At 38.5% G+C, this 23,081-nt stretch carries 23 protein-coding genes, 2 tRNA genes, 1 other RNA gene and 1 other annotated feature; of the genes, 7 read left to right on the forward strand and 19 right to left on the reverse strand.

The genetic code is table 11. From position 1 onward, the window contains the following. Window positions 1-3 precede the first annotated feature (3 nt). The 5 genes from recR to tadA all read right to left on the reverse strand — a co-directional run bounded on the left by recR (window position 4) and on the right by tadA (window position 3,735). On the reverse strand, window positions 4-600 hold the full coding sequence (recR, locus tag ACZ5N5_RS04990) for a recombination mediator RecR (protein WP_054788589.1): 597 nt from the start codon (window positions 598-600) through the stop codon (window positions 4-6). A gap of 11 nt (window positions 601-611) precedes the next feature. Then, entirely contained in the window at window positions 612-935 is a 324-nt protein-coding gene (locus tag ACZ5N5_RS04995) for a YbaB/EbfC family nucleoid-associated protein (protein ID WP_464373358.1), read from the reverse strand. Between the two features lie 87 nt (window positions 936-1,022). Further along, entirely contained in the window at window positions 1,023-2,708 is a 1,686-nt protein-coding gene (dnaX, locus tag ACZ5N5_RS05000; RefSeq protein WP_464373359.1) for a DNA polymerase III subunit gamma/tau, read from the reverse strand. A 177-nt stretch (window positions 2,709-2,885) separates the two neighbouring features. Then, an RNA gene (gene ffs / locus ACZ5N5_RS05005) (signal recognition particle sRNA large type) lies at window positions 2,886-3,151 on the reverse strand. A gap of 77 nt (window positions 3,152-3,228) precedes the next feature. Beyond that, window positions 3,229-3,735 carry a tRNA adenosine(34) deaminase TadA gene (gene tadA, locus ACZ5N5_RS05010; RefSeq protein WP_464373360.1) on the reverse strand — a complete coding sequence of 169 codons (507 nt, stop codon included), beginning with the start codon at window positions 3,733-3,735 and terminating at the stop codon, window positions 3,229-3,231. A 127-nt stretch (window positions 3,736-3,862) separates the two neighbouring features. Between tadA and ACZ5N5_RS05015 the strand changes: the two genes are divergently transcribed. After that, window positions 3,863-4,384 carry a cysteine hydrolase family protein gene (locus ACZ5N5_RS05015; protein ID WP_109983457.1) on the forward strand — a complete coding sequence of 174 codons (522 nt, stop codon included), beginning with the start codon at window positions 3,863-3,865 and terminating at the stop codon, window positions 4,382-4,384. 89 nt (window positions 4,385-4,473) lie between these two features. Then, complete coding sequence (locus tag ACZ5N5_RS05020) at window positions 4,474-5,763, forward strand: LysM peptidoglycan-binding domain-containing protein (RefSeq protein WP_464373361.1); 1,290 nt, start codon at window positions 4,474-4,476, stop codon at window positions 5,761-5,763. A 65-nt stretch (window positions 5,764-5,828) separates the two neighbouring features. Here ACZ5N5_RS05020 and ACZ5N5_RS05025 read toward each other — a convergent pair whose 3' ends face one another. Further along, window positions 5,829-6,263 carry an RrF2 family transcriptional regulator gene (locus ACZ5N5_RS05025; RefSeq protein WP_464373362.1) on the reverse strand — a complete coding sequence of 145 codons (435 nt, stop codon included), beginning with the start codon at window positions 6,261-6,263 and terminating at the stop codon, window positions 5,829-5,831. Window positions 6,264-6,449: 186 nt separating this feature from the next. Here ACZ5N5_RS05025 and hmpA point away from each other — a divergent pair, with 186 nt between their 5' ends. Further along, window positions 6,450-7,676 (forward strand): NO-inducible flavohemoprotein, encoded by a 1,227-nt coding sequence (gene hmpA, locus ACZ5N5_RS05030; RefSeq protein WP_109983455.1) that lies wholly within the window; start codon window positions 6,450-6,452, stop codon window positions 7,674-7,676. 52 nt (window positions 7,677-7,728) lie between these two features. On the opposite strand, the gene acsA is transcribed toward hmpA, so the two are convergent. From acsA to ACZ5N5_RS05050, 4 genes are all read right to left on the reverse strand, one after another. Then, complete coding sequence (gene acsA, locus ACZ5N5_RS05035) at window positions 7,729-9,447, reverse strand: acetate--CoA ligase (protein WP_109983454.1); 1,719 nt, start codon at window positions 9,445-9,447, stop codon at window positions 7,729-7,731. A 302-nt stretch (window positions 9,448-9,749) separates the two neighbouring features. Continuing rightward, entirely contained in the window at window positions 9,750-10,736 is a 987-nt protein-coding gene (locus ACZ5N5_RS05040) for a 3-oxoacyl-[acyl-carrier-protein] synthase III C-terminal domain-containing protein (RefSeq protein WP_054788592.1), read from the reverse strand. A gap of 70 nt (window positions 10,737-10,806) precedes the next feature. Further along, on the reverse strand, window positions 10,807-11,160 hold the full coding sequence (locus ACZ5N5_RS05045; RefSeq protein ID WP_054860849.1) for a hypothetical protein: 354 nt from the start codon (window positions 11,158-11,160) through the stop codon (window positions 10,807-10,809). A 148-nt stretch (window positions 11,161-11,308) separates the two neighbouring features. Further along, complete coding sequence (locus tag ACZ5N5_RS05050) at window positions 11,309-11,767, reverse strand: GNAT family N-acetyltransferase (RefSeq protein ID WP_054788584.1); 459 nt, start codon at window positions 11,765-11,767, stop codon at window positions 11,309-11,311. A 127-nt stretch (window positions 11,768-11,894) separates the two neighbouring features. Between ACZ5N5_RS05050 and ACZ5N5_RS05055 the strand changes: the two genes are divergently transcribed. The 4 genes from ACZ5N5_RS05055 (at window position 11,895) to ACZ5N5_RS05070 (ending at window position 14,025) form a co-directional block, all read left to right on the forward strand. Beyond that, window positions 11,895-12,491 (forward strand): bifunctional transcriptional activator/DNA repair enzyme AdaA, encoded by a 597-nt coding sequence (locus ACZ5N5_RS05055; RefSeq protein ID WP_464373363.1) that lies wholly within the window; start codon window positions 11,895-11,897, stop codon window positions 12,489-12,491. Next, window positions 12,460-12,954 carry a methylated-DNA--[protein]-cysteine S-methyltransferase gene (locus ACZ5N5_RS05060; protein WP_464373364.1) on the forward strand — a complete coding sequence of 165 codons (495 nt, stop codon included), beginning with the start codon at window positions 12,460-12,462 and terminating at the stop codon, window positions 12,952-12,954. Before ACZ5N5_RS05055 ends, ACZ5N5_RS05060 begins: the two co-directional genes overlap by 32 nt. A 28-nt stretch (window positions 12,955-12,982) precedes the next feature. Beyond that, window positions 12,983-13,624: an endonuclease III domain-containing protein gene (locus ACZ5N5_RS05065; RefSeq protein WP_054788582.1), complete on the forward strand. Its 642-nt coding sequence runs from the start codon at window positions 12,983-12,985 to the stop codon at window positions 13,622-13,624. 98 nt (window positions 13,625-13,722) lie between these two features. Continuing rightward, window positions 13,723-14,025 (forward strand): antibiotic biosynthesis monooxygenase, encoded by a 303-nt coding sequence (locus ACZ5N5_RS05070; protein WP_054860844.1) that lies wholly within the window; start codon window positions 13,723-13,725, stop codon window positions 14,023-14,025. Window positions 14,026-14,036: 11 nt separating this feature from the next. Here ACZ5N5_RS05070 and ACZ5N5_RS05075 read toward each other — a convergent pair. The 9 genes from ACZ5N5_RS05075 to ACZ5N5_RS05115 form a co-directional block, all read right to left on the reverse strand. Next, window positions 14,037-14,109: transfer RNA gene (locus ACZ5N5_RS05075), tRNA-Arg, on the reverse strand. An 88-nt stretch (window positions 14,110-14,197) separates the two neighbouring features. Further along, window positions 14,198-15,019 carry a pyrroline-5-carboxylate reductase gene (gene proC / locus ACZ5N5_RS05080; RefSeq protein WP_464373365.1) on the reverse strand — a complete coding sequence of 274 codons (822 nt, stop codon included), beginning with the start codon at window positions 15,017-15,019 and terminating at the stop codon, window positions 14,198-14,200. A gap of 160 nt (window positions 15,020-15,179) precedes the next feature. Then, window positions 15,180-15,272: transfer RNA gene (locus tag ACZ5N5_RS05085), tRNA-Ser, on the reverse strand. 100 nt (window positions 15,273-15,372) lie between these two features. Next, window positions 15,373-16,647 (reverse strand): serine--tRNA ligase, encoded by a 1,275-nt coding sequence (serS, locus tag ACZ5N5_RS05090; RefSeq protein ID WP_464373366.1) that lies wholly within the window; start codon window positions 16,645-16,647, stop codon window positions 15,373-15,375. Between the two features lie 109 nt (window positions 16,648-16,756). Next, window positions 16,757-16,975 (reverse strand) — a binding site (T-box leader). Then, window positions 16,976-17,566, reverse strand: coding sequence for a pyridoxal 5'-phosphate synthase glutaminase subunit PdxT (pdxT, locus tag ACZ5N5_RS05095; RefSeq protein WP_054788580.1), 591 nt, complete (start codon window positions 17,564-17,566; stop codon window positions 16,976-16,978). A gap of 19 nt (window positions 17,567-17,585) precedes the next feature. Beyond that, entirely contained in the window at window positions 17,586-18,470 is an 885-nt protein-coding gene (gene pdxS / locus ACZ5N5_RS05100; protein WP_464373367.1) for a pyridoxal 5'-phosphate synthase lyase subunit PdxS, read from the reverse strand. Window positions 18,471-18,589: 119 nt separating this feature from the next. Beyond that, the gene (locus ACZ5N5_RS05105) at window positions 18,590-19,927 is read right to left on the reverse strand and encodes a serine hydrolase (RefSeq protein WP_464373368.1); all 1,338 of its coding nucleotides are present in this window, start codon (window positions 19,925-19,927) and stop codon (window positions 18,590-18,592) included. Between the two features lie 210 nt (window positions 19,928-20,137). Further along, window positions 20,138-21,610: an IMP dehydrogenase gene (gene guaB / locus ACZ5N5_RS05110; RefSeq protein WP_054788578.1), complete on the reverse strand. Its 1,473-nt coding sequence runs from the start codon at window positions 21,608-21,610 to the stop codon at window positions 20,138-20,140. Window positions 21,611-22,009: 399 nt separating this feature from the next. Continuing rightward, window positions 22,010-23,077: an HD-GYP domain-containing protein gene (locus tag ACZ5N5_RS05115; protein ID WP_464373747.1), complete on the reverse strand. Its 1,068-nt coding sequence runs from the start codon at window positions 23,075-23,077 to the stop codon at window positions 22,010-22,012. Between the last annotated feature and the right edge of the window lie 4 nt (window positions 23,078-23,081).

The raw sequence follows: 23,081 nt of genomic DNA on the forward strand, positions 1-23,081 counted from the left end.
CTATTATACTTCTCGTCTTCCTTCTAGGGCTTTTGATAAGGTTACTTCATCTGCATATTCCAAATCGCCACCCATTGGCAATCCATGAGCAATTCTAGTCGTCTTTATTCCAGAAGGTTTAACAAGTCTGGAGATATACATCGCTGTTGCTTCTCCTTCGATATTTGGGTTTGTAGCCAAGATTAATTCCTCTACCTCTTCGTCCTTCAAACGATTAATTAAAGAAGGAACATTGATATCTTCCGGGCCGATACCATCCATCGGAGAAATTGCACCATGTAGTACATGGTATTTGCCATTAAATTCACGCATCTTCTCCATCGCAATCACATCCTTTGGATCTTGTACAACACAGATTAAAGATTTATCTCTTGATTCATCTTGACAGATTGCGCAAGGATCTTGGTCCGTTATATGCCCGCAAATACTACAATGTGTTAACTCTCTTTTGGCGTTCGCTAACGCCTTGGCGAAATCTAACACATCATCTTCTTTCATATTTAATACGAAGAAAGCCAGGCGGACGGCCGTCTTTGGACCGATTCCTGGCAATTTTGTAAAACTATCAATTAACTTAGAAATTGGTTCTGGATAATACATGACAGTCCCTCCTAGAACATGCCTCCAGGTAAATTTAATCCTTTTGTAAATTTGCCCATCGTGTCATTCGTTTTGTCATCAACTTCTTTTAGCACTTCATTTGTTGCAGCTAAGATTAAATCTTGAAGCATTTCGATATCATCCGGATCTACTACCTCTTCTTTTATTTCAATGTCAGTCAGCTCTTTTTTTCCATTTGCCACAACCTTAACCATTCCACCACCAGCTGTTGCTTCAAAGGTCATTTCTTGTAGCTCTTCTTGTGCCTTCATCATATCCTTTTGCATTTTTTGCATTTGTTTCATCATTTTGTTCATGTTTCCTCCACCACGCATGGAAATCCCTCCTAATTATTGTCTATTATCTTTTTCATCACTAACCATTAGCAGAAATGAAGTTACTACTACTAATGGAAGTCTTTCTTATTCACGAATTTCTAACAAATCCTCACCAACTAGCTTCCGTGCCTTTTCGATCATAGGATCTTCCGGTTCTGGTTGACTCTCATCATCATGAGTAGAACCACCTTGATCCTTTTGTTTCCTAACATATTCCTCTCGTAATGTTAGCCAGTTTTCTTCAGGTATTGGTACAAATGTCATATCAGTACCGATTACTTCCGATAGTACTAATTCTATCGTTTGTTTATGCTCTAGCGCAAGTGAACAGTGTATTTCATAACGAAATGCTAAAATAACGGCATTATCAGAAGCTGCGCTTGGCTTACTATTTTGAATGGTAGCATGGGCTGGTGCACTTTTTTGTTTTAGAGAGTCCATAAAGCTTGGCCAGCCAGCCTTTGTTTTCTTTAGCATATCTTTAGACGCTTCAGCTAGGATGTTTCGAATTCGATCATACGGTATACTATATGATTTGCGACCTGCTGGAGCGCTTTTCTTCGTTGGTTGAGTTGTTTCTTGTTGTTGATGTACTTGTTTAGGTAATTCTTTTAATTTATTTTCTAGTTCATTTATTTTCTGTACCAGTTTATCATATTCTAAGGCTTCTTGCTTTCCTTCTTGTACTGGTTGCTCACAAATTTTTAAAATGGATATTTCAATAAATACCTTCGGGCTATTGGTCCACTTGATTTCCTGCTGGCATTGGTTCAATTCTTTAATGGCAAGTTGAATCCAGTCCGCACTGATCTTTTCCGATAAGGCGTTAAATGCTTCATCAACAATTGCACGTTCCAAAACATTTTCCAAGGAAGGAGATGTCTGATATAACAAAAGGTCTCGCAAATAATAAATGAGGTCAAAGACGAATCTACCCGGGTCCTTTCCTTCCTGTATCAGTTGATCTATTTCAAGCAAAGCTTTTTGCACATTCTTTTCATACATTGTCGTAACTATGGAGGTTAGCTTCTGCTGGGAGACAGAGCCTGTAACAGCTAGAACATCCTCCATCACCACTTGACCATCACTATAGGAAATAGCTTGATCTAATAAACTTAGCGCATCTCGCATCCCACCTTCCGCGGAAAGTGCGACAGCTTCTAGAGCCTCTTGCGCTACATCGATCTTTTCCCTTTCCATGATGTCCTGCATCCGTTTAACCATTGCAGACTGAGAGATTCGTTTAAAGTCAAAACGCTGACATCGTGAAATGATGGTTAATGGAATCTTGTGTGGTTCAGTGGTAGCTAGTATGAAAATAACATGCTTCGGTGGCTCTTCTAATGTTTTTAATAATGCATTAAAAGCCCCAATAGATAGCATATGTACTTCATCAATAATATACACTTTATAAGAAACAGCACTCGGGGCATATTTGACCTTATCACGGATATCTCGAATTTGCTCCACACCGTTATTAGATGCTGCATCAATCTCCACAACATCAGCAATAGAGCCATCCTGAATACCTTGACAAGAGGCACATTCGTTACAAGGTTCTAGAGCTGGTCCGTTCTCACAATTCACTGCTTTAGCAAAAATTTTGGCAGCACTTGTTTTACCAGTACCTCGAGGACCAGAAAACAAATATGCATGGGTAAACTTATCCTGCATGATCGCATTTTGCAACGTACGTGTAATATGAACTTGTCCCACTACATCTTCAAAATTCTTTGGGCGCCATACGCGATACAGTGCTTGATATCCCATTATCCATGATCCCCTTCTATGTTTAATAACTCTTTATATTGTAGCAAAAACTGCGGATAAAAACGAGTATGTATGATTAAATAGACTCAAGTCCTTTTTGCAATTCTGCTCTCCATAAGGTAAATAGAAAGCCTCTTGTCGAGTAAACAAGAGGCTGCATATATACATTCATTAACGCCGTGCACCAAGCTTCGATGGCATTACCCTAAGCGTTACTTAAGTTGATAGCTCGACCCAGGCTTCCCTGCGGCACACAGGAAGGTTCGCTTAATGCTGCTTCCTTCCGGACCTGACATGGTTCACGAGTTCCTGTTGCGCAGGACCCGAGCGTCAGCACTACTCCCTTAAGGCAGACCTTAAAATAATGACACCTCAGCAAGGTATTCAGTCTCGCTATAGCGGATTGCGAGTACAGGGCACCGCTACCTCCCCACCTAGCACGGCAAATTTGCTAATATTTTTAATTGCGCTAGTAAAGCGCATTTATTAGTATAACTTGTTCTATAAAAAAATGCAATGGTTATCCATTGTTAGTATTTTCCTCGCTAGCCAGTTTTGTCTGTTTCTTTTCCTTTTTCTTCTGTCTAAGCTGTTTAAAAAAGGTGGTTAAAAGTTCGCTTGATTCAGCCTCCAGCACACCTGCTGCCACTTCAACTTGATGGTTAAAGCGATCATCCTGCAATAAATTCACTATTGAACCAGCACATCCTGCCTTTGAATCTCTTGCACCATATACTACTCGCGGAATACGAGCTTGCAATATTGCGCCTGCACACATCGGGCAAGGCTCTAATGTCACATATAAGGTGCATTTCTCTAGTCTCCAGCTGCCAACTATCTCATTGGCTTTATCTATTACAAGCATCTCTGCATGGGAGCTTGTGGTTTGTAATTTTTCTCTTAAGTTAAATGCAGCTGCGATTACTTCATCCTCGTATACGAGAACAGCACCAATCGGAACCTCTCCTAGAACCGCTGCCTTTTGAGCCTCCTCTAATGCCCGTTCCATAAAAAATTGATCCTTCATCCAACCCCACACTTTAATAAATGATTACTATTACTATGCAGGAAAATGAGACAAACTGCAAGTATGCATCATTTTTAACAAAAAAGGGTATGTTTGATTATAGAATGCTTAGAGATGAGGTGAATAAATGAAGGATTCAGCTGTATTAATAATCGATTTAATTAATGATTTTCATTTTTCAGAGGGCGACCTCCTTTTAAATGAAACAAAGAGAATCCTGCCTAACATTAAGAGGCTAAAGCAATATGCTAAAAAACATAGCCTTCCTATTATATATGTCAATGACCATTATGATACGTGGGAAACAGATTATAAAAAAATTGCCGATAAATGTAAAAGCGAAACAAACCAGGACATTATTGCAGAGGGGCTCCCATCAAAGGAAGATTATTTCCTAATTAAACCAAAATTATCTGGATTTTTCCGTACCACCTTACCATCCTTACTCGAGCAACTAGGGATTAAACACTTAATCATTGCTGGAATTGCCGGAAATATATGTGTCCTTTTCACCGCAAATGATGCTCATATGCGTGGATACACTTTGCATGTTCCGGAAAACTGCATTGCGTCCAATACACGAATTCATAATGAAGAAGCCATCAGACTTATGGTCAAAGTAATGAAAGCCAAAACAGATCCAATCTAGTGTTCTATTTCTCCTTTCCTATCATATCGTAAAATGAGAAACCATTCGCGAAGAAACAACGATATTTCTTGAGGAGAGGAGAGCTTTCTGTGCAAATATATGTTGTAAAACAGGGTGACACCTTGAATTCCATAGCCAACCAATTTGGTATAACCTATCAATTAATCGCTTCCGCCAATGAGCTAGATCCACAGCAATCACTAGTCGTTGGTCAGGCACTCGTTATTCCGATATTTGGTCGATTTTATACCGTTCAATCTGGTGATAGCCTATATACTATTGGTCAACGATTCGGTATTTCTGCTGCTGAATTGGCTCGGTTAAATCAATTGAATCTATATCAACCTCTTACACCTGGAACTACCATCTATATACCAGAATCCCCAAAAACAGAAATTGAAGTAAATGCATATATCGAACCAACTGGCGAAACCGTTTCGGAAACACTAGAAGCAGCAGCAAGAAAGCATAGTCGAAATTTAACCTATCTCGCGCCATTTTCTTACCGTGTGACACGGGAGGGAAATCTCATCCCACCACCATTAAACCAGTTTGCTGCTATTGCTAATGAGAACCAAGCTTTACTCATGCTTGCCATCACAAATTTAGAAGAGGGAGCCTTTAGTGCAGAGCTTGGGAGAATTATTGTGACAGATCAACAGGTACAAAATCAATTGCTCGATCAAATTATTCAAACAGCACAACAGGTAGGGTATGGAGATATTCATTTTGATTTTGAATTTTTACCACCAGAAAATCGTGAGGATTACAATAACTTCTTAAGAAAGGCTACGGAGCGATTACATGCTGAAGGTTTACTTGTTTCCACAGCACTTGCGCCAAAAACAAGCGCAACGCAAGAAGGAGCCTGGTATGAGGCTCATGACTATAGGGCACACGGCGAAATTGTCGATTTTGTTGTTCTAATGACCTATGAATGGGGTTACAGTGGTGGACCTCCGATGGCAGTATCACCGATCGGACCCGTTACAGATGTAGTAAACTATGCCCTCACCGAAATGCCAGCATCCAAAATTTTATTAGGACAAAATTTATATGGTTATGATTGGACATTGCCATTCGAGCCTGGGGGAGAATTAGCCAAGGCAGTTAGTCCTCAAGAAGCCATTGCATTAGCCCGAGATAATAATCAAGCCATTTTATACGATCAAGAAGCACAGGCACCTTATTTTTTCTATCAGGATCCACAAGGGAATCGCCATGAGGTATGGTTTGAGGATGCTAGATCGATACAAGCAAAATTCGACTTAATAAAAGAAAAGAATCTGAGAGGAATCAGCTATTGGAAGCTAGGCTTAGCTTTCCCACAAAATTGGTTATTACTAGAAGATCAATTTCAAATAAAAAAGAATATGTGATATCCATCCGTGGGGAGTTTTTAATTCTCCACGGATATTTTTTTAAAAGAACAGCCCAAAAACAACTAATCCATATCCATTAACAAACGTAATTCATCGCTATTCTCCACTAAATCCTCTAGAGTATATTTATCTAACACAAGGAAAAATGCCGCCATTGCTTCTGATACGACATGTCGGAGCTGACATACTGGTGTGATGACACAATGATCCGTACCACTATCAAAGCAATCTAATAAATAAAAATCATTCTCCATCAAGCGAATGACCGCTCCAATATTAATCTCTTTTGGATCCATTGCTAGTATAATTCCTCCATTACGTCCTCTAGTTGTTTCAATATACCCATTCACACTTAATTGATGGACGACCTTGCGAATATGCTCGGTAGAGATGAAGAAAGTATCGGCTATCTCATTGATACTCGCCTTTTCTCCTCTTTTAGAAGCTGTATATATGAGCACACGTAGTGCATAATCGGTATATTTTTTAAGCCGCATAATAAGCCCTCTTTTTCATTTTAATCACCATTAAGTCTACACACAATCTGCTAGCAATGACAAGAAATTGCTACAATGCTGTAACAGAATTGTCATACTTCGGGCCTAATAGTGGTTGGAATACCTCTTAAAACATTATACAATTAAACATGTATAGAAAATACATGTTTTAAGAGGAGTGTTTCGATGGGCACGTCAGTGAGTGAAAAATTAGACCAAAAAACAATCGAAATCGTAAAATCTACGGTTCCTGTATTAGAGGAGCATGGGCAAGCGATCACTTCAGAGTTTTACAAATTATTATTTACTAATCATCCGGAATTAAAAAACATATTTAACCAAACCAATCAAAAAAGAGGAAGACAACCACAAGCTCTAGCCAATGCTGTCTATGCTGCTGCAGCAAATATTGATCAACTAGAAAATATACTACCAGTAGTTATTCAAGTCGGTCACAAACATCGAAGCCTAAATATTCAACCAGAGCATTATCCGATTGTTGGGGAAAATTTATTAAAAGCGATGAAGGCTATTTTAGGAGATGCTGCTACAGATGAAATTCTAGAAGCTTGGGCAAAAGCTTATCAAGTAATCGCTGATGTCTTTATTGATGTGGAAAAAGGGATGTATCAAGAAACAGCAGAGCAAAAAGGTGGCTGGACTGGTTATCGCGATTTCACTGTCTATAAAAAAGAAAAAGAAAGTGATGTTATTACTTCTTTTTACTTAAAACCAATGGATGGTGGGGCATTGCCAAGCTTTGAAGCTGGTCAATATTTAACCGTAAAAGTAAAGGTGCCTGGTATTCCTTATACTTGCCAACGCCAATATAGCCTTTCTTGTAAACCAAATGAAGAATATTTTCGAATTAGTGTGAAAAAGGAACCTGCTATTTCGGAAAATCCAGCTGGTGTAGTATCCAACTTTCTACATGATCATATAGAGGAAGGCCATACAATAGCAGTTAGTGCACCAGCAGGCGATTTTGTTTTAGATAATGAGAGGAAGCCACTTGTCCTCATTAGTGGTGGTGTAGGATTGACTCCATTAACTAGTATGCTAGAGACCGTTGTGGAAACACAGCCAGAAAGAGAGGTTTACTTTATCCATGCTGCGCAAAATGAAAAAGTACATGGCCTAAAATCAGCAGTTCAAAGTATTGCAGATCAACACGATAATGTGAATACTTTCACAGTTTATGAGAATCCATTTGATCCTGCATTATGTGATAAAACGGGGTATATTGATCTCGATTGGCTTCGATCTATTATCCCGACTAAAGATGCTTCCTTCTATTTCTGTGGACCTGAGCCTTTTATGAAAGCAATTTATCAGGCATTACAAAAATGGGGAGTAAACGAGGGTCATCTTAACTTTGAATTCTTTGGACCAAAAGGGGACTTAGCAAGCTAAGGATGACAAAAATCCGGAGCTTATCTTCATTTAGATAAGCTCCGGATATTTTTTATTCTTCTAATGTAGACGTATCTCCTGTCGGAAGTCCAAGCTCCCATGACTTAAGAAGTCGGCGCATAATCTTTCCACTTCTTGTTTTCGGTATACTATCTTTTATTTCAATTTCACGAGGAGCAGCATGTGCACTTAACCCTGTTTTGACAAATAGACGAATATCCTCTAACAATTCATCACTTGCTTCATAGCCAGGATTTAGTGTAATAAAAGCTTTTATGATTTCTCCACGCTCAGGGTCTGGCTTTCCAATAACCCCTGCTTCTGAAACCGCTTGGTGCTCAATTAATTTACTCTCCACCTCAAATGGTCCTACACGTTCTCCAGATGTATTAATCACATCATCTAAACGACCCTGGAACCAGAAATAACCATCCTCATCCATATACGCACTATCTCCCGATACATACCAGTCATTAATAAAATAGCTTTCATATTTCCCAGGATTGTTCCAAATAGCACGCATCATAGATGGCCAGCCTTTTTTAATTGCAAGGTTCCCCATTTGATTTGGAGGTAGCTCATTTCCCTCATTATCAACAATTGCTGCATCTACACCTGGAATTGGTTTCCCCATAGAGCCTGGGCGAATTTCCATACAAGGTAAATTAACGATTAACATAGCACCTGTCTCTGTCATCCACCAAGTGTCATGAATTCGTAAACCAAGTACGCGCTCACCCCATGTTATGACCTCTGGATTAAGCGGCTCCCCTACACTCATAATATGGCGTAAATGAGAGAAATCATATTGCTTCACCAACTCATCACCAGCACTGACAAATTTTCGTAAGGCAGTTGGAGCGGTATACCATATCGTAACCTTGTATTTTTCTAGCGTCTCATACCACGATTCTGGTGTGAAGCGGCCACCACGAATAACATTGGTAACCCCATTTAACCATGGAGCAAAAATTCCGTAGCTTGTTCCCGTTACCCAGCCTGGGTCAGCAGTACACCAATATATGTCATCCTCTTTTAGATCAATAACCCATTTACCTGTTGCATAGTGTTGAATCATCGCATGGTGAACATGGTAAACGCCTTTCGGCTTTCCTGTCGAGCCTGATGTATAATGAATCAGCATCCCATCTTCTAAATCAACCCATTCAATATCGAAGGAATCAGAGGCATTATCGATCTCTTTTTCAAAATCAATGAATTTATCCCCATCGACATCTTGATCTGCATGGAACAATAGAACCTTTTCCAACTGCGGCAGCTCCTCTACAGGAACACGATCTAATAGCTCAGGAGTTGTTATGAGCATTCTCGCTTCACTATCCTCTAAACGATCTCGAACCGCTTGCTCCATAAATGCCTCAAACAATGGCCCTGCAATCGCTGCGACCTTAAGAATACCGAAAAAGCTTGCATAAAATTCAGGGCTTCTCGGCATAAAGAGAAATACACGATCGCCTTTTTCTATTTGATGTTTCTTTAAAACATTTGCTACTTGATTACTTTTTTTGCTTAGTTGTTCAAAGGTGATAGATTCTTCTCGACCCGGAGCAGAATATTGTAAGGCAATTTTATCTTTTTTCGTTGGATCTTCCGCATGCTTATCAATAGCTTCATAAGCTGCATTGACTTTCCCTGTTTTATACCAGCTGAATTCTTTCTTGATTTCCTCCCAATCGAAATCTTTTCTACTTGTTTCATAATTCTTCAAATTGTAGTTTCCTTGTCTTGCTGGAATCTTCGTCATATCCATCCCTATCACTCCTTAACATTGTAAACGTTTGCAAAAATATTTCAAGTAAAGAACCTATAATCTATTGTATCGAAATCTTCTCAGAAAGCAAGGGGGGTAAATCCCATTTATTTCAATTTAATAGGATCCCCCCATGAAGCAAAACGTTATATAAGTGATGTTAGAAAAACTTGACTTATCTCGAAGTAGTAGCGAAAGCCTTAGTTTTACTTATACTTTGTACATTTCAAAATTTTCACTACGTCGAGTTTCTTCATGCAAAAATTTTATAATCTCTTAATGTATAAAAAAACTGTTAATTTTTAATATTGATAAAGCATTGCCACGATTTGAAATCCAGATCCGATCGTCCAGAATAGTACATTGTCTCCTCTTTTGATTCGGCCAGACTTTATTCCTTCATATAAAGCAATAAAAGGACTACTCGTTCCTGTATAGGCATAAGTATCGCCTACATAGATTATTTTTTCTTGATCGATTTGATAATGATCTTGAATTTTAAGAATATTAGATAAGGCAAATTGTGAAAAACAGCATGCATCAATATCCTTTATCGATAACCCATTTCTCGCTAATAATTGATCAATCATTTTATAGGTCGGTGGTAAAGCAACATTTCCATCAAAAGGAAGCCAATTAATTGCTTGTACATCACTTTTACCTTTAACGGCTTTGGTTAATCCATGTGCTGGGTAATTAATCTTGTCCTTAAAGACAGAGTCTGTATGATAGCTAGCATCAATAAATCCTGTATTCTCATCGGTCTTCTCCAAAATGACGGCACATGCTGCATCACCGTAATTAGCATAAGTAATTTCTTGTTCGGGATTAGCAATTAAAGAATTATAATCAGAGCCTACGATGAGTGCTGTATGTATATGTGGATTTGCGAGCATATATCTTGAAGCCTGCTCCACAGCCACTGTCATCCCTGCACAGTTTGCATTAGAATCCTTTATGATGGTATCATGATCTGCTTGAATCTCTGCATGGACATACATTGCATTTATCGGAAAGGTCGTTTCAGGAACCTGTGTAGAGAATTCAATATAATCTAGATCCTTCCCTGTCATTCCTGCTCTTTCTAAGACACGCTTTGTTGCTTCTAGAGCCATCGTAAGACCATTTTCCTCCACCTTGTCGATAACATATCTTTTCTCTCTTCCCATAACTTCAAGAAAATGCTGTATATCTCTACCCTTTTTCTGGAAATGGTTTATATAAAAGTCATTTTCAATGACATGATTCGGATGATAAATATCAATTGCCTTGATTTTAATGTTTGGCACCATTAACTCCCCCCTTCTGATATAAGAAAAGTGCATACTACAAATACAGGGACCTTAACGATCCCTGTTTTTAAGCCTCTTCTATCTCAGCATTTCTTAGTCCAGCACTTTTAGCAACTCGAAGAAGTTGTAATTTTAAAGTTGGTTTTTTTTCTGTCACAAACACTACTTTGTGGAACCCTGAATTTTTATAAAGCTGAAAAGAGTGTTCGAGTAATGGCACCATTTCCTGTGTAATAACATTCATGTTCGTACAATCTACCTTCAGTGTGTAATCACTCGCTTCTACAGAACCTACTTTTGATTCATAATCTCTATGGAAATTTTTCGTTTGTTCTTCCGTAAACGTTCCTTCCACTTTCATGTTGATTGTTTTTGATTCCTTTTTTACCTCAATGATGTAGCTTCCTGTCAATGTTGACAATTTGTCCTCTTCCTTTCTATGATAATAGACTTATAAAAGTGTCCATTTTTTATATTAATAGGATAATAATCCTATAACATTTTAAATGATAAGGAAGAGAAGTAGGACTGTCAACTTATTCGCGACAAAGTTAACAAAAATTTAAAGATTATAACTTTAGCTTCATGCCTTCGTGTGTTGCGGAGAAACCTAGTCTTTGATAGAATTGTAGCGCTTCTGGCCGTTGTTTATCTGTTGTCAATTGTACTAAATGACACCCCCGTACTTTTGCCCTATCTATAGCATATTGAATTAACTTTGTGCCTATCCCTAACCCACGCACAGATGCTGATACTCTTACACCTTCAATCGTTGCTCGCCATCCTCCTTGATGCGTCAAATATGGAGTAAAGGTGATTTGTTCGACCCCTATCACCTCATTGTCTCTGCAAGCTACAATTAGCTCATTATTCTGATCGGCAGAAATAGCCATAAAAGCATGCAGATAACACTCGGGTAATGGTAGTTCATAACGTTCTCTTTTGGAGCCTAATCGATCATCTGCCAGCATTGCAACAATTTTATCGAGATCCTGTTTTGTTGCCTCTCTTAACCTTACTTCCGTCATTAAAAGCACCTCCTCCTTTTATAATAATGGAAAACACAAAAAGCTTTTACTATATTGCTTTTCTATTCCAAAATACATTCATTTTGACGATTACCATTTATAATAGATGGTAAGAGGTGATATCAAAATGAGTAGAAAAATTACGGATGAACAATGGAAGGCAATTATTGAGAATAATAAAGAATATGATGATCAATTCTTTTATGCTGTCAAAACAACGAAAGTATTTTGCAGACCTTCCTGTAAATCTCGTGTTCCGAACTACATTAATGTCACGATTTTTGATCGAGCGGAAGATGCATTACAAGCTGGCTACAGACCTTGCAAACGATGTAAACCAGGTGGATATCACCTACCTGATGAAGAATGGGTATGGCAGATAGAGACTTTTATAAAAGAAAATTATACTATTCATTTAACTTTAAGGGTAATTGCAGAAGGTTGCCACGGAAGCCCGTTTCACCTACATCGAGTTTTTAAAAATAGAAAAGGGATGACTCCAATCGAATATTTACAACGAAAGAGAATCGAGAAAGCGATGAAATATTTGTTAGAAACAAACTGGTCTATTCGTAGAATTGGGGAATTAATCGGACTTCCTAATCCTTCTCATTTCGCAACATTATTTAAAAAATATACGAAGCAAACACCAAGAGAATTTCGAAAAAGAAAGAGGAGCGAGGTGTTGATCGATGAACATTTATTATGGAATGATAAGGCATGAAGGTTGGTATTTTTATATTGGTGCAACGAACAAGGGGTTATGTTTTGTTGGTTCACAGGATAAAGGATTCACTGAGCTAGAAAATTGGTATAAGAAAAATAGACCGAATACAAAACTTATCAAAAACGAGCCCTTCGTTCAATCCTATGGTCGTCAATTAGTAGAATATTTAAATGGAAGTCGCCAAAAAATGGATTTTCCATTAGACTTAAAAGGGACGGATTTTCAAACTACTGTCTGGACGGAGCTTGGGACCATCCCGTTTGGAGAAACCAAATCCTATACAGATATTGCAATTCGTATTGGAAAACCGAAGTCTGTTCGTGCTGTAGGTAGAGCGGTTGGATTAAACCCCCTTCTAATCGTCATTCCTTGTCACCGTGTCCTTGCAAAAAATGGACAACTTACTGGGTACCGTGGTGGTCTAATGATGAAAAAAAGATTGCTCGAATTGGAAAAATGAAAAAAGTTTACGCTAGGGGAGAATCTATATGGAACAAGACTATCTACTACTTTATAAAACATTATTTGATCATTATGGTCCACAAAACTGGTGGCCAGCAGACACCTCTCTTGAAATGATGATTGGTGCGATACTTGTTCAAAATACAAACTGGCGAAATGTCGAAAAAGCACTCATAAAGCTAAGGCCATATTTGGGTGCTGAAGCTCTCGATCGATTACAAGAGGAAGAGCTTGCACAGCTGATCAAACCAAGCGGATTTTTCAATATAAAGGCGAAACGAATAAAGTCATTCATTCAATGGTGGAAGCAATACAATTTTTCCTTAAATAGAGTTAAAAAGCTGGAAAAGGAAACCTTAAGAAAAGAACTACTAAATGTTCACGGTATAGGTAGGGAAACTGCGGATGTGATGCTACTTTATGCCCTAGATAAGGCTGTATTTGTTGTGGATGCATATGCTAGAAGGATCTTTTACCGAATCGGATACGATATGCCTAACTCCTATGACCATTTTAGGCTGGAGGTAGAACAGACTTTTCCTGAGAAACTAGATGTCTTTAATGAATTTCACGCACTACTAGTCGAGCATGCTAAGCAATACTGTCGAACAAGACCACTATGTAATAAATGTCCTTTATCTTCTATTTGTAAGAAACGAGTGGAGTGAGATTAAACGACTAGTACGAAGAAGTCCGCAATTAGGAAGAAATCTATCAATCATAACTATAGTAGAATGAAGGCAAATACGTTGAAGGGAGAATTTGCATGAATTCAAATAAAGTAATAATAGCTGGGTGGTATACAGTAGAAGCAAAGAAGCGAGATGAAGTGGTGGAATCTTTTGAAGATTTAATAAAAAGAGCTCGACAAGCTCCAGGCTGTCTCGACTTGGCGATTACTGCTGATCCAATTGATCCTACACGGATCAACAACTTTGAATTTTGGGAATCTGAGGGAGACTTAGAAGCATGGCGATCTGTTGCAAATCCACCAAAAAAGATATCGCCTATTATTGAAATAGAAATGCAAAAGCATGAAATTAAACAATCCGGACCACCGTTTAATTAATAAACAAATGACGGCCCTAGCAGGATTCGAACCTGCGACGCATCGTTTAGGAAACGAACGCTCTATCCCCTGAGCTATAGGGCCATTATCTATCATTCAAAAAAACTAACATTGTTATTATATCTAGAAATAGAAGGAGAAAGCAAGGCATAAACAAGCCTTGCTTGTTCCTTTATTTCTCAAATAAGCTACGCAATTCCTTTGATTTATCTGTAGCTTGTTCAAGGCAATACATTACTGCTTTTTGGAAGTCATGGGAGGCTAATGCCTTGAGACCAGCTTCTGTTGTTCCACCTGGACTCGTTATTTTTTCACGAAGAGTCTTCGGTGAGTCACTTGAGGTAGCTAGCATCTGTGCAACACCCTTTAACGTTTGTGTCATAAGCTGTTTGGCCACCTCTTTATCAAGCCCTTTTTCTATAACAAATTGCTCCATTGCTTCTACCATATAATAATAGAAGGCTGGTCCACTTCCTGCAAGGGCAGTAAAGGCATCCATCTCTTCTTCGTTTATTACAGTAGTTGTTCCAATCGCATGAATCAAGGTTCTAACAAGCTCTATTTGTTCCTCGTTCACATTGTTACCACTCGCTATAGTCGTAGCAGATTGCCCGATCATAGCAGAAGTATTTGGCATTACACGAATCACAGGATTATTGGTCCCGATCTGCTTTTCCATATAGCCCGTAGAAATACCAGCTAATAAGGAGACAATTATCTTATCTTCTGTTAAAAATTCACGTATTTCTGCAGTGGCTACTTTCACATCCTTTGGCTTCATTGCAAGGACAATAATCGTCCCTTGCTCTATCGCTGCTTGTTTATTTTGGGTTGTCTGAATCTTATATTTGTGCTCTAGTTCTTGTAATCGGTCCTTATTAGAATGATTAGTTGCGATTATTTGCCTAGAAGGGACAATTTCTTTGGCAGTCATTCCTGCAATTATCGCTTCTGCCATTGATCCCGCTCCTAGAAAGGTAATGGTTTCCTTCATCATGGTTCACCCTTTTTCCTATGTATATGACACTCATTATAAGCGAAAATAGTGATCGACAACAATCATTTAACTTAGAGAAAATCTCTATAAACGTATAAAAGAATCGTTACAATAACGATTCTTTTACTATATAATCTCCAATTTTGTGTTCAATTAATGGCGGAGGAGGAGGGATTCGAACCCCCGCGGGCCGTGAAGCCCCTGTCGGTTTTCAAGACCGATCCCTTCAGCCAGACTTGGGTACTCCTCCATATTTTGCTGACGACAAGTTATAATATAACATAATCAAAATAATGAGTCAATAGTGAAATTCGTCTACCTCCATTTTTGATGGAGGTAGACGAACATGCTTACTTGATTACTGTTTTCCCACCCATATATGAAACTAAAACCTCTGGAATAAGAACACTGCCGTCCTCTTGCTGATAATTCTCTATGATCGCAGCAACTGTACGTCCAAGTGCTAATCCAGAGCCATTTAATGTATGGACAAATTCTGGCTTGCTTTTTTCATCACGACGGAAGCGAATACCAGCACGTCGAGCTTGAAATGCCTCAAAATTAGAACAAGAAGAGATCTCGCGATAGGTATCATTACTAGGCATCCAAACCTCGATGTCATACTTTTTCGCTGCTGTAAAGCCTAAATCAGCGGTACACATGCTCATTACTCGATATGGGAGCTTGAGCAATTGTAATACCTTCTCCGCATGGCCAGTTAGCTCCTCTAACACCTGATAAGAATCTTCTGGCTTGACGAATTGTACAAGCTCTACCTTGTTAAATTGATGCTGACGAATAAGTCCTCTTGTATCTCTCCCAGCAGATCCAGCCTCAGAACGGAAGCTTCCACTGAAGGCTGTAAATTTTTGTGGTAAATCCTCTTCACTCAAAATATCATCACGGTAATAGTTCGTTACAGGCACCTCGGCAGTTGGAACGAGAAAATAGTCCCAGCCCTCAATTTTAAAGGCATCCTCTTCAAACTTAGGTAGCTGACCTGTACCTGTCATACTTGTACGATTCACCATGTATGGTGGGAGCATTTCTTGATAGCCATGCTCATCTGCATGTAGATCCATCATAAAGTTCATTAAGGCCCTTTCGAGTCTTGCGCCTAAGCCTTTATAAAAAACAAATCTACTTCCAGTTACCTTGGCTGCTTTTTCAAAATCTAAAATGCCTAAATCAGTCGCAATGTCCCAATGGGCTTTTTCATCAAATTCGAAGCTTGGAGCCTCTCCCCATGTGCGAACCTCCACATTATTATCTTCTGTTTCACCGATTGGCGTAGATTCATGTGGAATATTCGGAATGGATAGCATTATTCCCTCGAGCTCTTCCTCCACTTGCTTTAATTCTTGATCAATGGATTTAATTCTATCGCCAACCTCACGCATTTCTACAATTTTATCATCTGCATCCTTTTTTTCTTTTTTCAATAAAGAAATCTGTTTAGATACTTCATTTCGCTTTGCTTTCAGCTGTTCCGTTTCGGCAATTAGATCTCTTCTTTTTTGGTCCAAATCACCAAAGCGGTCAAGATCAGTTAAATCTTCACCACGATGGGCTAGCTTTTGTTTTACTTCCTCATAATGATTACGTAACATTTTTCTATCTAACATAGTTATTACCTCCTAAAATTAGTGTAGAGTCTCTTAACAGTAGGGAAAAAAAAACCTACTGAAAACCACTCTTTATCTATACAAAAAACTCCCATCCCTATAGTAAAAAAATAGGGACGAGAGTTTACCCGCGATACCACCCTGATTGGAGAAAAATAGCTTCTCCCAGCTTGATTAAGAAAATAACGGCTTCCTAACCGGATATATCTACTATAGCTTCAATATATCGCTCCAGGATGGATTCTCCCTTTTCTATTACTAGTTCACACCAGCCACTAGCTCTCTTTTAAATAGAAATAAGGATACTATTTCCTATCAACACTTTTTATTAATTGGCAATAGCTGTTTTTGCCTCTTTTACCATCTCGATAAAATAGCCTGTAAGACGATGATCATCCGTCAATTCTGGATGAAAAGCACTACATAGTAGATGACCTTGCTGTGCTGCTACCACCTTACCATCATAGGTTGCTAAGACGTTCACATTTGGTCCAACCTCTACAACATAAGGTGCTCGAATAAATACTGCTTCAAAGTCTTCAGCTACACCTTTGATTTCTAATTCTGCTTCAAACGATTCCTTTTGTCGACCAAAGGCATTTCTTTCTACCTTCATATCCATTAAGCATAGATGGGCATTTTCCTGGCCTACGATTTCCTTCGACAATAGAATTAACCCTGCACATGTTCCAAAAATTGGCTTACCTTGTTGTGCAAAATTCATTAATGGTTCAAGGAAATCATATTTATCGATTAAACGTCTCATCGTCGTACTTTCTCCACCAGGTAAAATTAAGCCATCTATCTCAGCTAATTGTTCCTTTTGTTTAATGACCATACCTTCAGCACCAGATGCTTCAATCGAACGAATATGCTCTCTAATCGCCCCTTGTAGGCCTAAAACACCTATTTTTAGCATTTTTCTATCTCCTCACTTATTACCAACCACGATCTTGCATACGTTGTTCAGGAGCAATTGTACTAATTTCCAAACCTTTCATTGCTGTACCAATACCTTTGGATACTTTTGCAATTAATTCATAATCTTCATAATGAGTGGTTGCTTCCACAATTGCTCTAGCAAAGTTAGCAGGATTGTCTGATTTAAAAATACCTGAACCAACGAAGACACCATCTGCGCCTAATTGCATCATTAATGCAGCATCAGCCGGTGTTGCAATGCCACCTGCTGCAAAGTTTACAACAGGAAGACGACCATTTTCTTTAATATCTAATAGTACTTCATATGGTGCACCTAGTTCCTTCGCATATGTCATGACTTCGTCATTGGACATATGCACTAATTGACGAACCTGTGCATTTACTTCACGCATATGACGTACAGCTTCAACGATATTACCAGTTCCTGGCTCACCCTTTGTACGAAGCATGGCAGTACCTTCTCCAATACGACGAGCAGCCTCGCCTAAATTACGACAACCACATACAAATGGAACGGTATATTCCTTTTTATTTAAGTGGAAAACTTCGTCAGCCGGTGTTAATACTTCACTTTCATCAATATAGTCAACACTCATCGATTCTAACACACGAGCCTCTACGATATGGCCAATACGCGCCTTTGCCATAACAGGTATAGTAACAGCATTCATTACCTCTTCTACAATTGTTGGGTCTGCCATACGTGCTACTCCGCCAGCAGCTCGAATATCAGACGGTACTCGCTCTAATGCCATTACCGCAACAGCACCAGCTTCTTCTGCGATCTTCGCTTGCTCTGCATTGACAACGTCCATAATAACGCCGCCTTTTTGCATTTCTGCCATACCTCTTTTTACTCTATCTGTTCCTACTTTAGACATGATTGTTTCCCCCTAATAAGATTTGCCTATCCTTAAATTTCATCCATACGAATCAGTTTATACTTCTTTTATTATATAACAAAAATTTAACAAATGCCAAGTGCTTAAGTTGGGATACTTTAACTAAAGAGACCTTTTACAAAATCGACAATAGTTGAAAAGATATTTCCAAAGAAGTCACCGATCGCCTCTAATGTGAGCATGAACCAATTAGACTTCTCTACTGCTTTTGAAGCGACCAAATCTACTGTTTGTTCATTATCTCCTTGTAGATAAGCATTTTCCCCTTCTCCCTTATATTGGAGAACTACTTCACCAAGCTTTTCTCCTTTTTTGATAGGGGCAGTCAACGAACCATCTTTATTTAATTTCTTTTCATCTAATTGATAAGTAACCTCATATAGGTCTTCTTCGCCTTTTTTAATCATAGAGGTAATACTATCTTTTGCCTCTACCTCTACTTGATCTTCCTTCCCTTTTTCAACAGGAATAACCGATTCTCCCTCGATTTGATAGCCTTTAGGGAATAGCTCTACTTGATCGAATTGAGAGAAACCATATTCCATTAATTTTTTCGTTTCAGCGAATCGTTCCCCTTTACTGCTTGTCTTCATCACAACCGTAATGACGCGACGGTCACCTTGCTGAGCTGTTCCTGTAAAGCAATATCCTGCCTCTGTGGTATACCCCGTTTTAAGACCGTCTACCCCTTCATAACCATATTGCGTAAAGTTATTATCCTCCCATGGTAACATCCAATTGAGGTTTTGCAATGGTCTTCCATCTAATTCAGAGCGCATTTTACTAGAGAATCCCAATGCTTCTGGATAGTCATTGATGAGATGATAAGCTAGCTTTGCTGCCGAACGAGCTGACAATAAATTATCGGCATCAGGCTTTGTTCCTTCTGGATAATTTTCTCCTAAGTCGGCATTGGATAGTCCAGTGGAATTAACAAATTGATATTCCGGAAGTCCCATTTCCTCCGCTTTTGCGTTCATCATTTTTACAAATTCCGATTCTGACCCTGCAATTAATTCTGCTAGGGCGATCGTTGTAGCATTATCGGATATAATTGACATTCCTTCATACAGTTGGCGAACGGTATATTGCTTATCTTGAATGAGTCCGATTCCAGAAAAAGTTGGGTTTGCTGATATACTATATGGATAATCACTAATCTGTGTAGTTGTCTCCCAAGTAATCTCTCCATTATTAATCGCTTCTAATACTAAGTATTCTGTCATCATTTTCGTCATACTTGCAGGAGGTAACATTTGATCTGCATTTTTTTCATACAGTATTTTTCCTGTATTGGCATCAACGACGATGGCAGACTCTGCATTTACTTCCACGGTTCCAGCTGCTTGCGTTTCAAAAGGTTTTATAGCAAATGTAGCCATTGCTATGGTTACAATCATTAATAGTATACTAATTTTTTTTGACAAATTTCTCACTATTTCTACCTCCAACAATTTTTTGCACGAAAACATTTTACCACAACTCGTACAAATAGAAAATAACGCTATATAATCATTCTTGAAATAGACACAATCAAAAACAAAAAAAACCTGTTTCCTTAGCAATATGAAACAGGTGTTAATCGTCGGTAAGACCCCTCTAATGGAAGTCTCACTTAAGATTAGTTTTTTTATAGCAATGAGGAACTAGGATATGGAATAATTTGGTGATTCCTTTGTTATTTGTACATCATGTGGATGACTTTCACGAAGTCCTGCACCTGTCATACGAATAAACCTTGCATCTTTCCGCAATGCTTCTAAATTCTCCGCACCACAATATCCCATTCCAGAGCGTAAACCACCTAATAATTGATGCACTGTATCCGCTAAAGGACCTTTATAAGCTACCCGTCCCTCAATTCCTTCAGGCACTAGTTTTTTAGTATCATCAGATTCTTGGAAATAGCGATCTTTCGAGCCTGATTTCATGGAGGTAATAGAACCCATTCCACGGTATACTTTGTACCTACGTCCTTGATAAATTTCCGTTTCTCCAGGACTTTCAGATACACCAGCAAATAGACTACCTAGCATAACGGCATGTGCACCTGCGGCAATAGCCTTTGCTATATCTCCAGAATACTTAATTCCACCGTCTGCAATGACTGGGACATTATATTTAGCCGCTTCTGTTGCACAATCATTAACAGCTGTAATTTGAGGTACTCCTACACCTGCCACTACGCGAGTCGTACAAATAGAACCAGGACCAATTCCAACTTTAATAATGTTCGCACCTGCTTCGATTAATGCTCTTGTTGCTTCAGCTGTAGCAACATTACCTGCAATGATATCTAACTCTGGATATTTCTCACGAATCACCTTTACCTGATCAATAACCCCTTTGGAATGCCCGTGCGCTGTATCTACGACGATCACATCCACACCAGCTTCCACAAGCTTTTCGATTCGTAACATGGAGTCACCCGTTACCCCAACAGCTGCACCAGCCAATAATCTACCTTGCTTATCCTTTGCAGAGTGTGGGAATTCAATCACTTTCTCAATATCTTTAATCGTAATAAGCCCTTTTAAGACTTTATTTTCGTCTACTAATGGTAATTTTTCGATTTTATGCTTTTGTAGAATTTTACTTGCTTCCTCTAAGGTTGTCCCAACTGGAGCTGTCACTAAGTTCTGACTTGTCATTACATCTGCAATTTTAATTGAATAGTCCTCTATAAATCGGAGATCACGATTCGTTAAAATACCAACCAATACTTGATCTTTTTCATTATTTACAATAGGCACACCAGAAATCCGGAATTTAGCCATTAAATGCTCTGCATCAAATACTTGATGCTCTGGTAGTAAGAAAAATGGATTGGTAATCACACCACTTTCAGAGCGCTTAACTCGATCTACCTTTTCGGCTTGCTCCTCAATCGACATGTTTTTATGAATAATACCTATTCCGCCTTGTCTTGCCATCGAAATTGCCATTTTTGCTTCTGTTACAGTATCCATCCCTGCACTGATAAATGGAATATTCAATGTAATGTTATCCGATAGCTTTGTTTGAACAGATACCTCTCTTGGTAGAACATTAGACTCTGCTGGCATTAGCAATACGTCATCAAACGTTAGACCTTCTTTAACAAATTTGTCTTCTCTCACAGATAGACCTCCTTCTTTTAATTGGGAATTCTATTAGAAAAACTCGCATTCGCTCGTCTTTTAGCGAATGCCTAGTTTTTCTTATACTTAGTACCTTAAAATCTCTGCTACATCGAATTTCTACTGCGTAGAGATTTTTATACTTTCTTAACGTATAAAACGAGGAAAAATCAGTTTTCCCTTTGATAGAAACTAGTGAAAACTAACGGTAATTGAGGGTTTTCTTCCTAAACTATTGTTATTTACAATACGACATGTTCATACGTTTTTCAAGCCTTTTTTCGGGTGAATAATCACCATAAAATTTAAAACACAACAAAATCAATGATGTAAGAGTTTACATGTTTGAATAAAAAAATAGAGCTGATCATAAAATCAACTCCTAACTCTTCCTTGTCTCTATTTTAATATCTTTTCAATAAATAACGTTGGTTTGTCTTTTAATGAAATGATTTTTGCATCCTCTACAAGTTGAACCACTGGTCTAACAGGTGTGTCTCTTTTGATCGATACAATGAGAGCTTCCTTCCCATTGGATAATAAGACCCTTGTTCCAATGGAATAGTAAAAAAAAGAATCTACGAATACTTGTAAAATAGTCGCATCCAATTTATGCTGCGAAAGCTTTAGCATTTCCTCCACCACTTTGAATGGTGACTGCTTCCTTCGGTATAACCGTTCCGATGTCATCGCATGATACGTATCAGTTATCGCAATTATTTTAGCATATAGATGAATTTCATCACCCTTGACACCTAATGGATAACCACTTCCATCCCCCCGCTCATGATGCTGTATGATTCCAAGCTTCACATCCTCACTTAATGAAGTTATATGCTCCACTAAACGATAGGAGAGTGTCGGATGATGCTTCACCTCATCGTATTCTTCTACAGTTAGCTTATCTTCTCGATGAAGAAAAGCTGGATTCAATTTGGCCATTCCACAATCTGCTAGTAAACCGGCAAGTCCGACTTTGTCCCATTCTTCTTTATATCCTAATTTTTTGGCTAAATAGGCTGAAATTAGTGCGATAGATATACCATGATGATAGAAATAATCTTTCTTTGAAGCATATTCATACAATAAAAAGAGATCCAAGGTTATTTTATCTACAAGCTCAAACAATGGTGTCATAAGTGTAGTTAATTCCTGTATATTAATCGACACACCAGTTTGCCAATTCGTAAAAAATTGCTTATAATGCTTCACTGCTTTCAGGTACAGTCTTTCAAAAGCCATTTCTTCTCTCTTTTTTTCTAATTGCTTTTCCCCTATCTTCTCTGGTTGAAAATCTAATCCTGTCACTAACTTGCTTGAGACTTCCACAGTAGAGATTCCAAAGTTTTTTAGTAACTTTATGTGATGTTCCTCAATGACTGTGTTACTTTCAATAATCGGATGATCGGATTTACCAATTACCGGCTCTAATACTATACATCCTGGGACTAACTGCTTTGGATGCACCTGC

This window comes from Gracilibacillus sp. JCM 18966 (assembly GCF_055392695.1).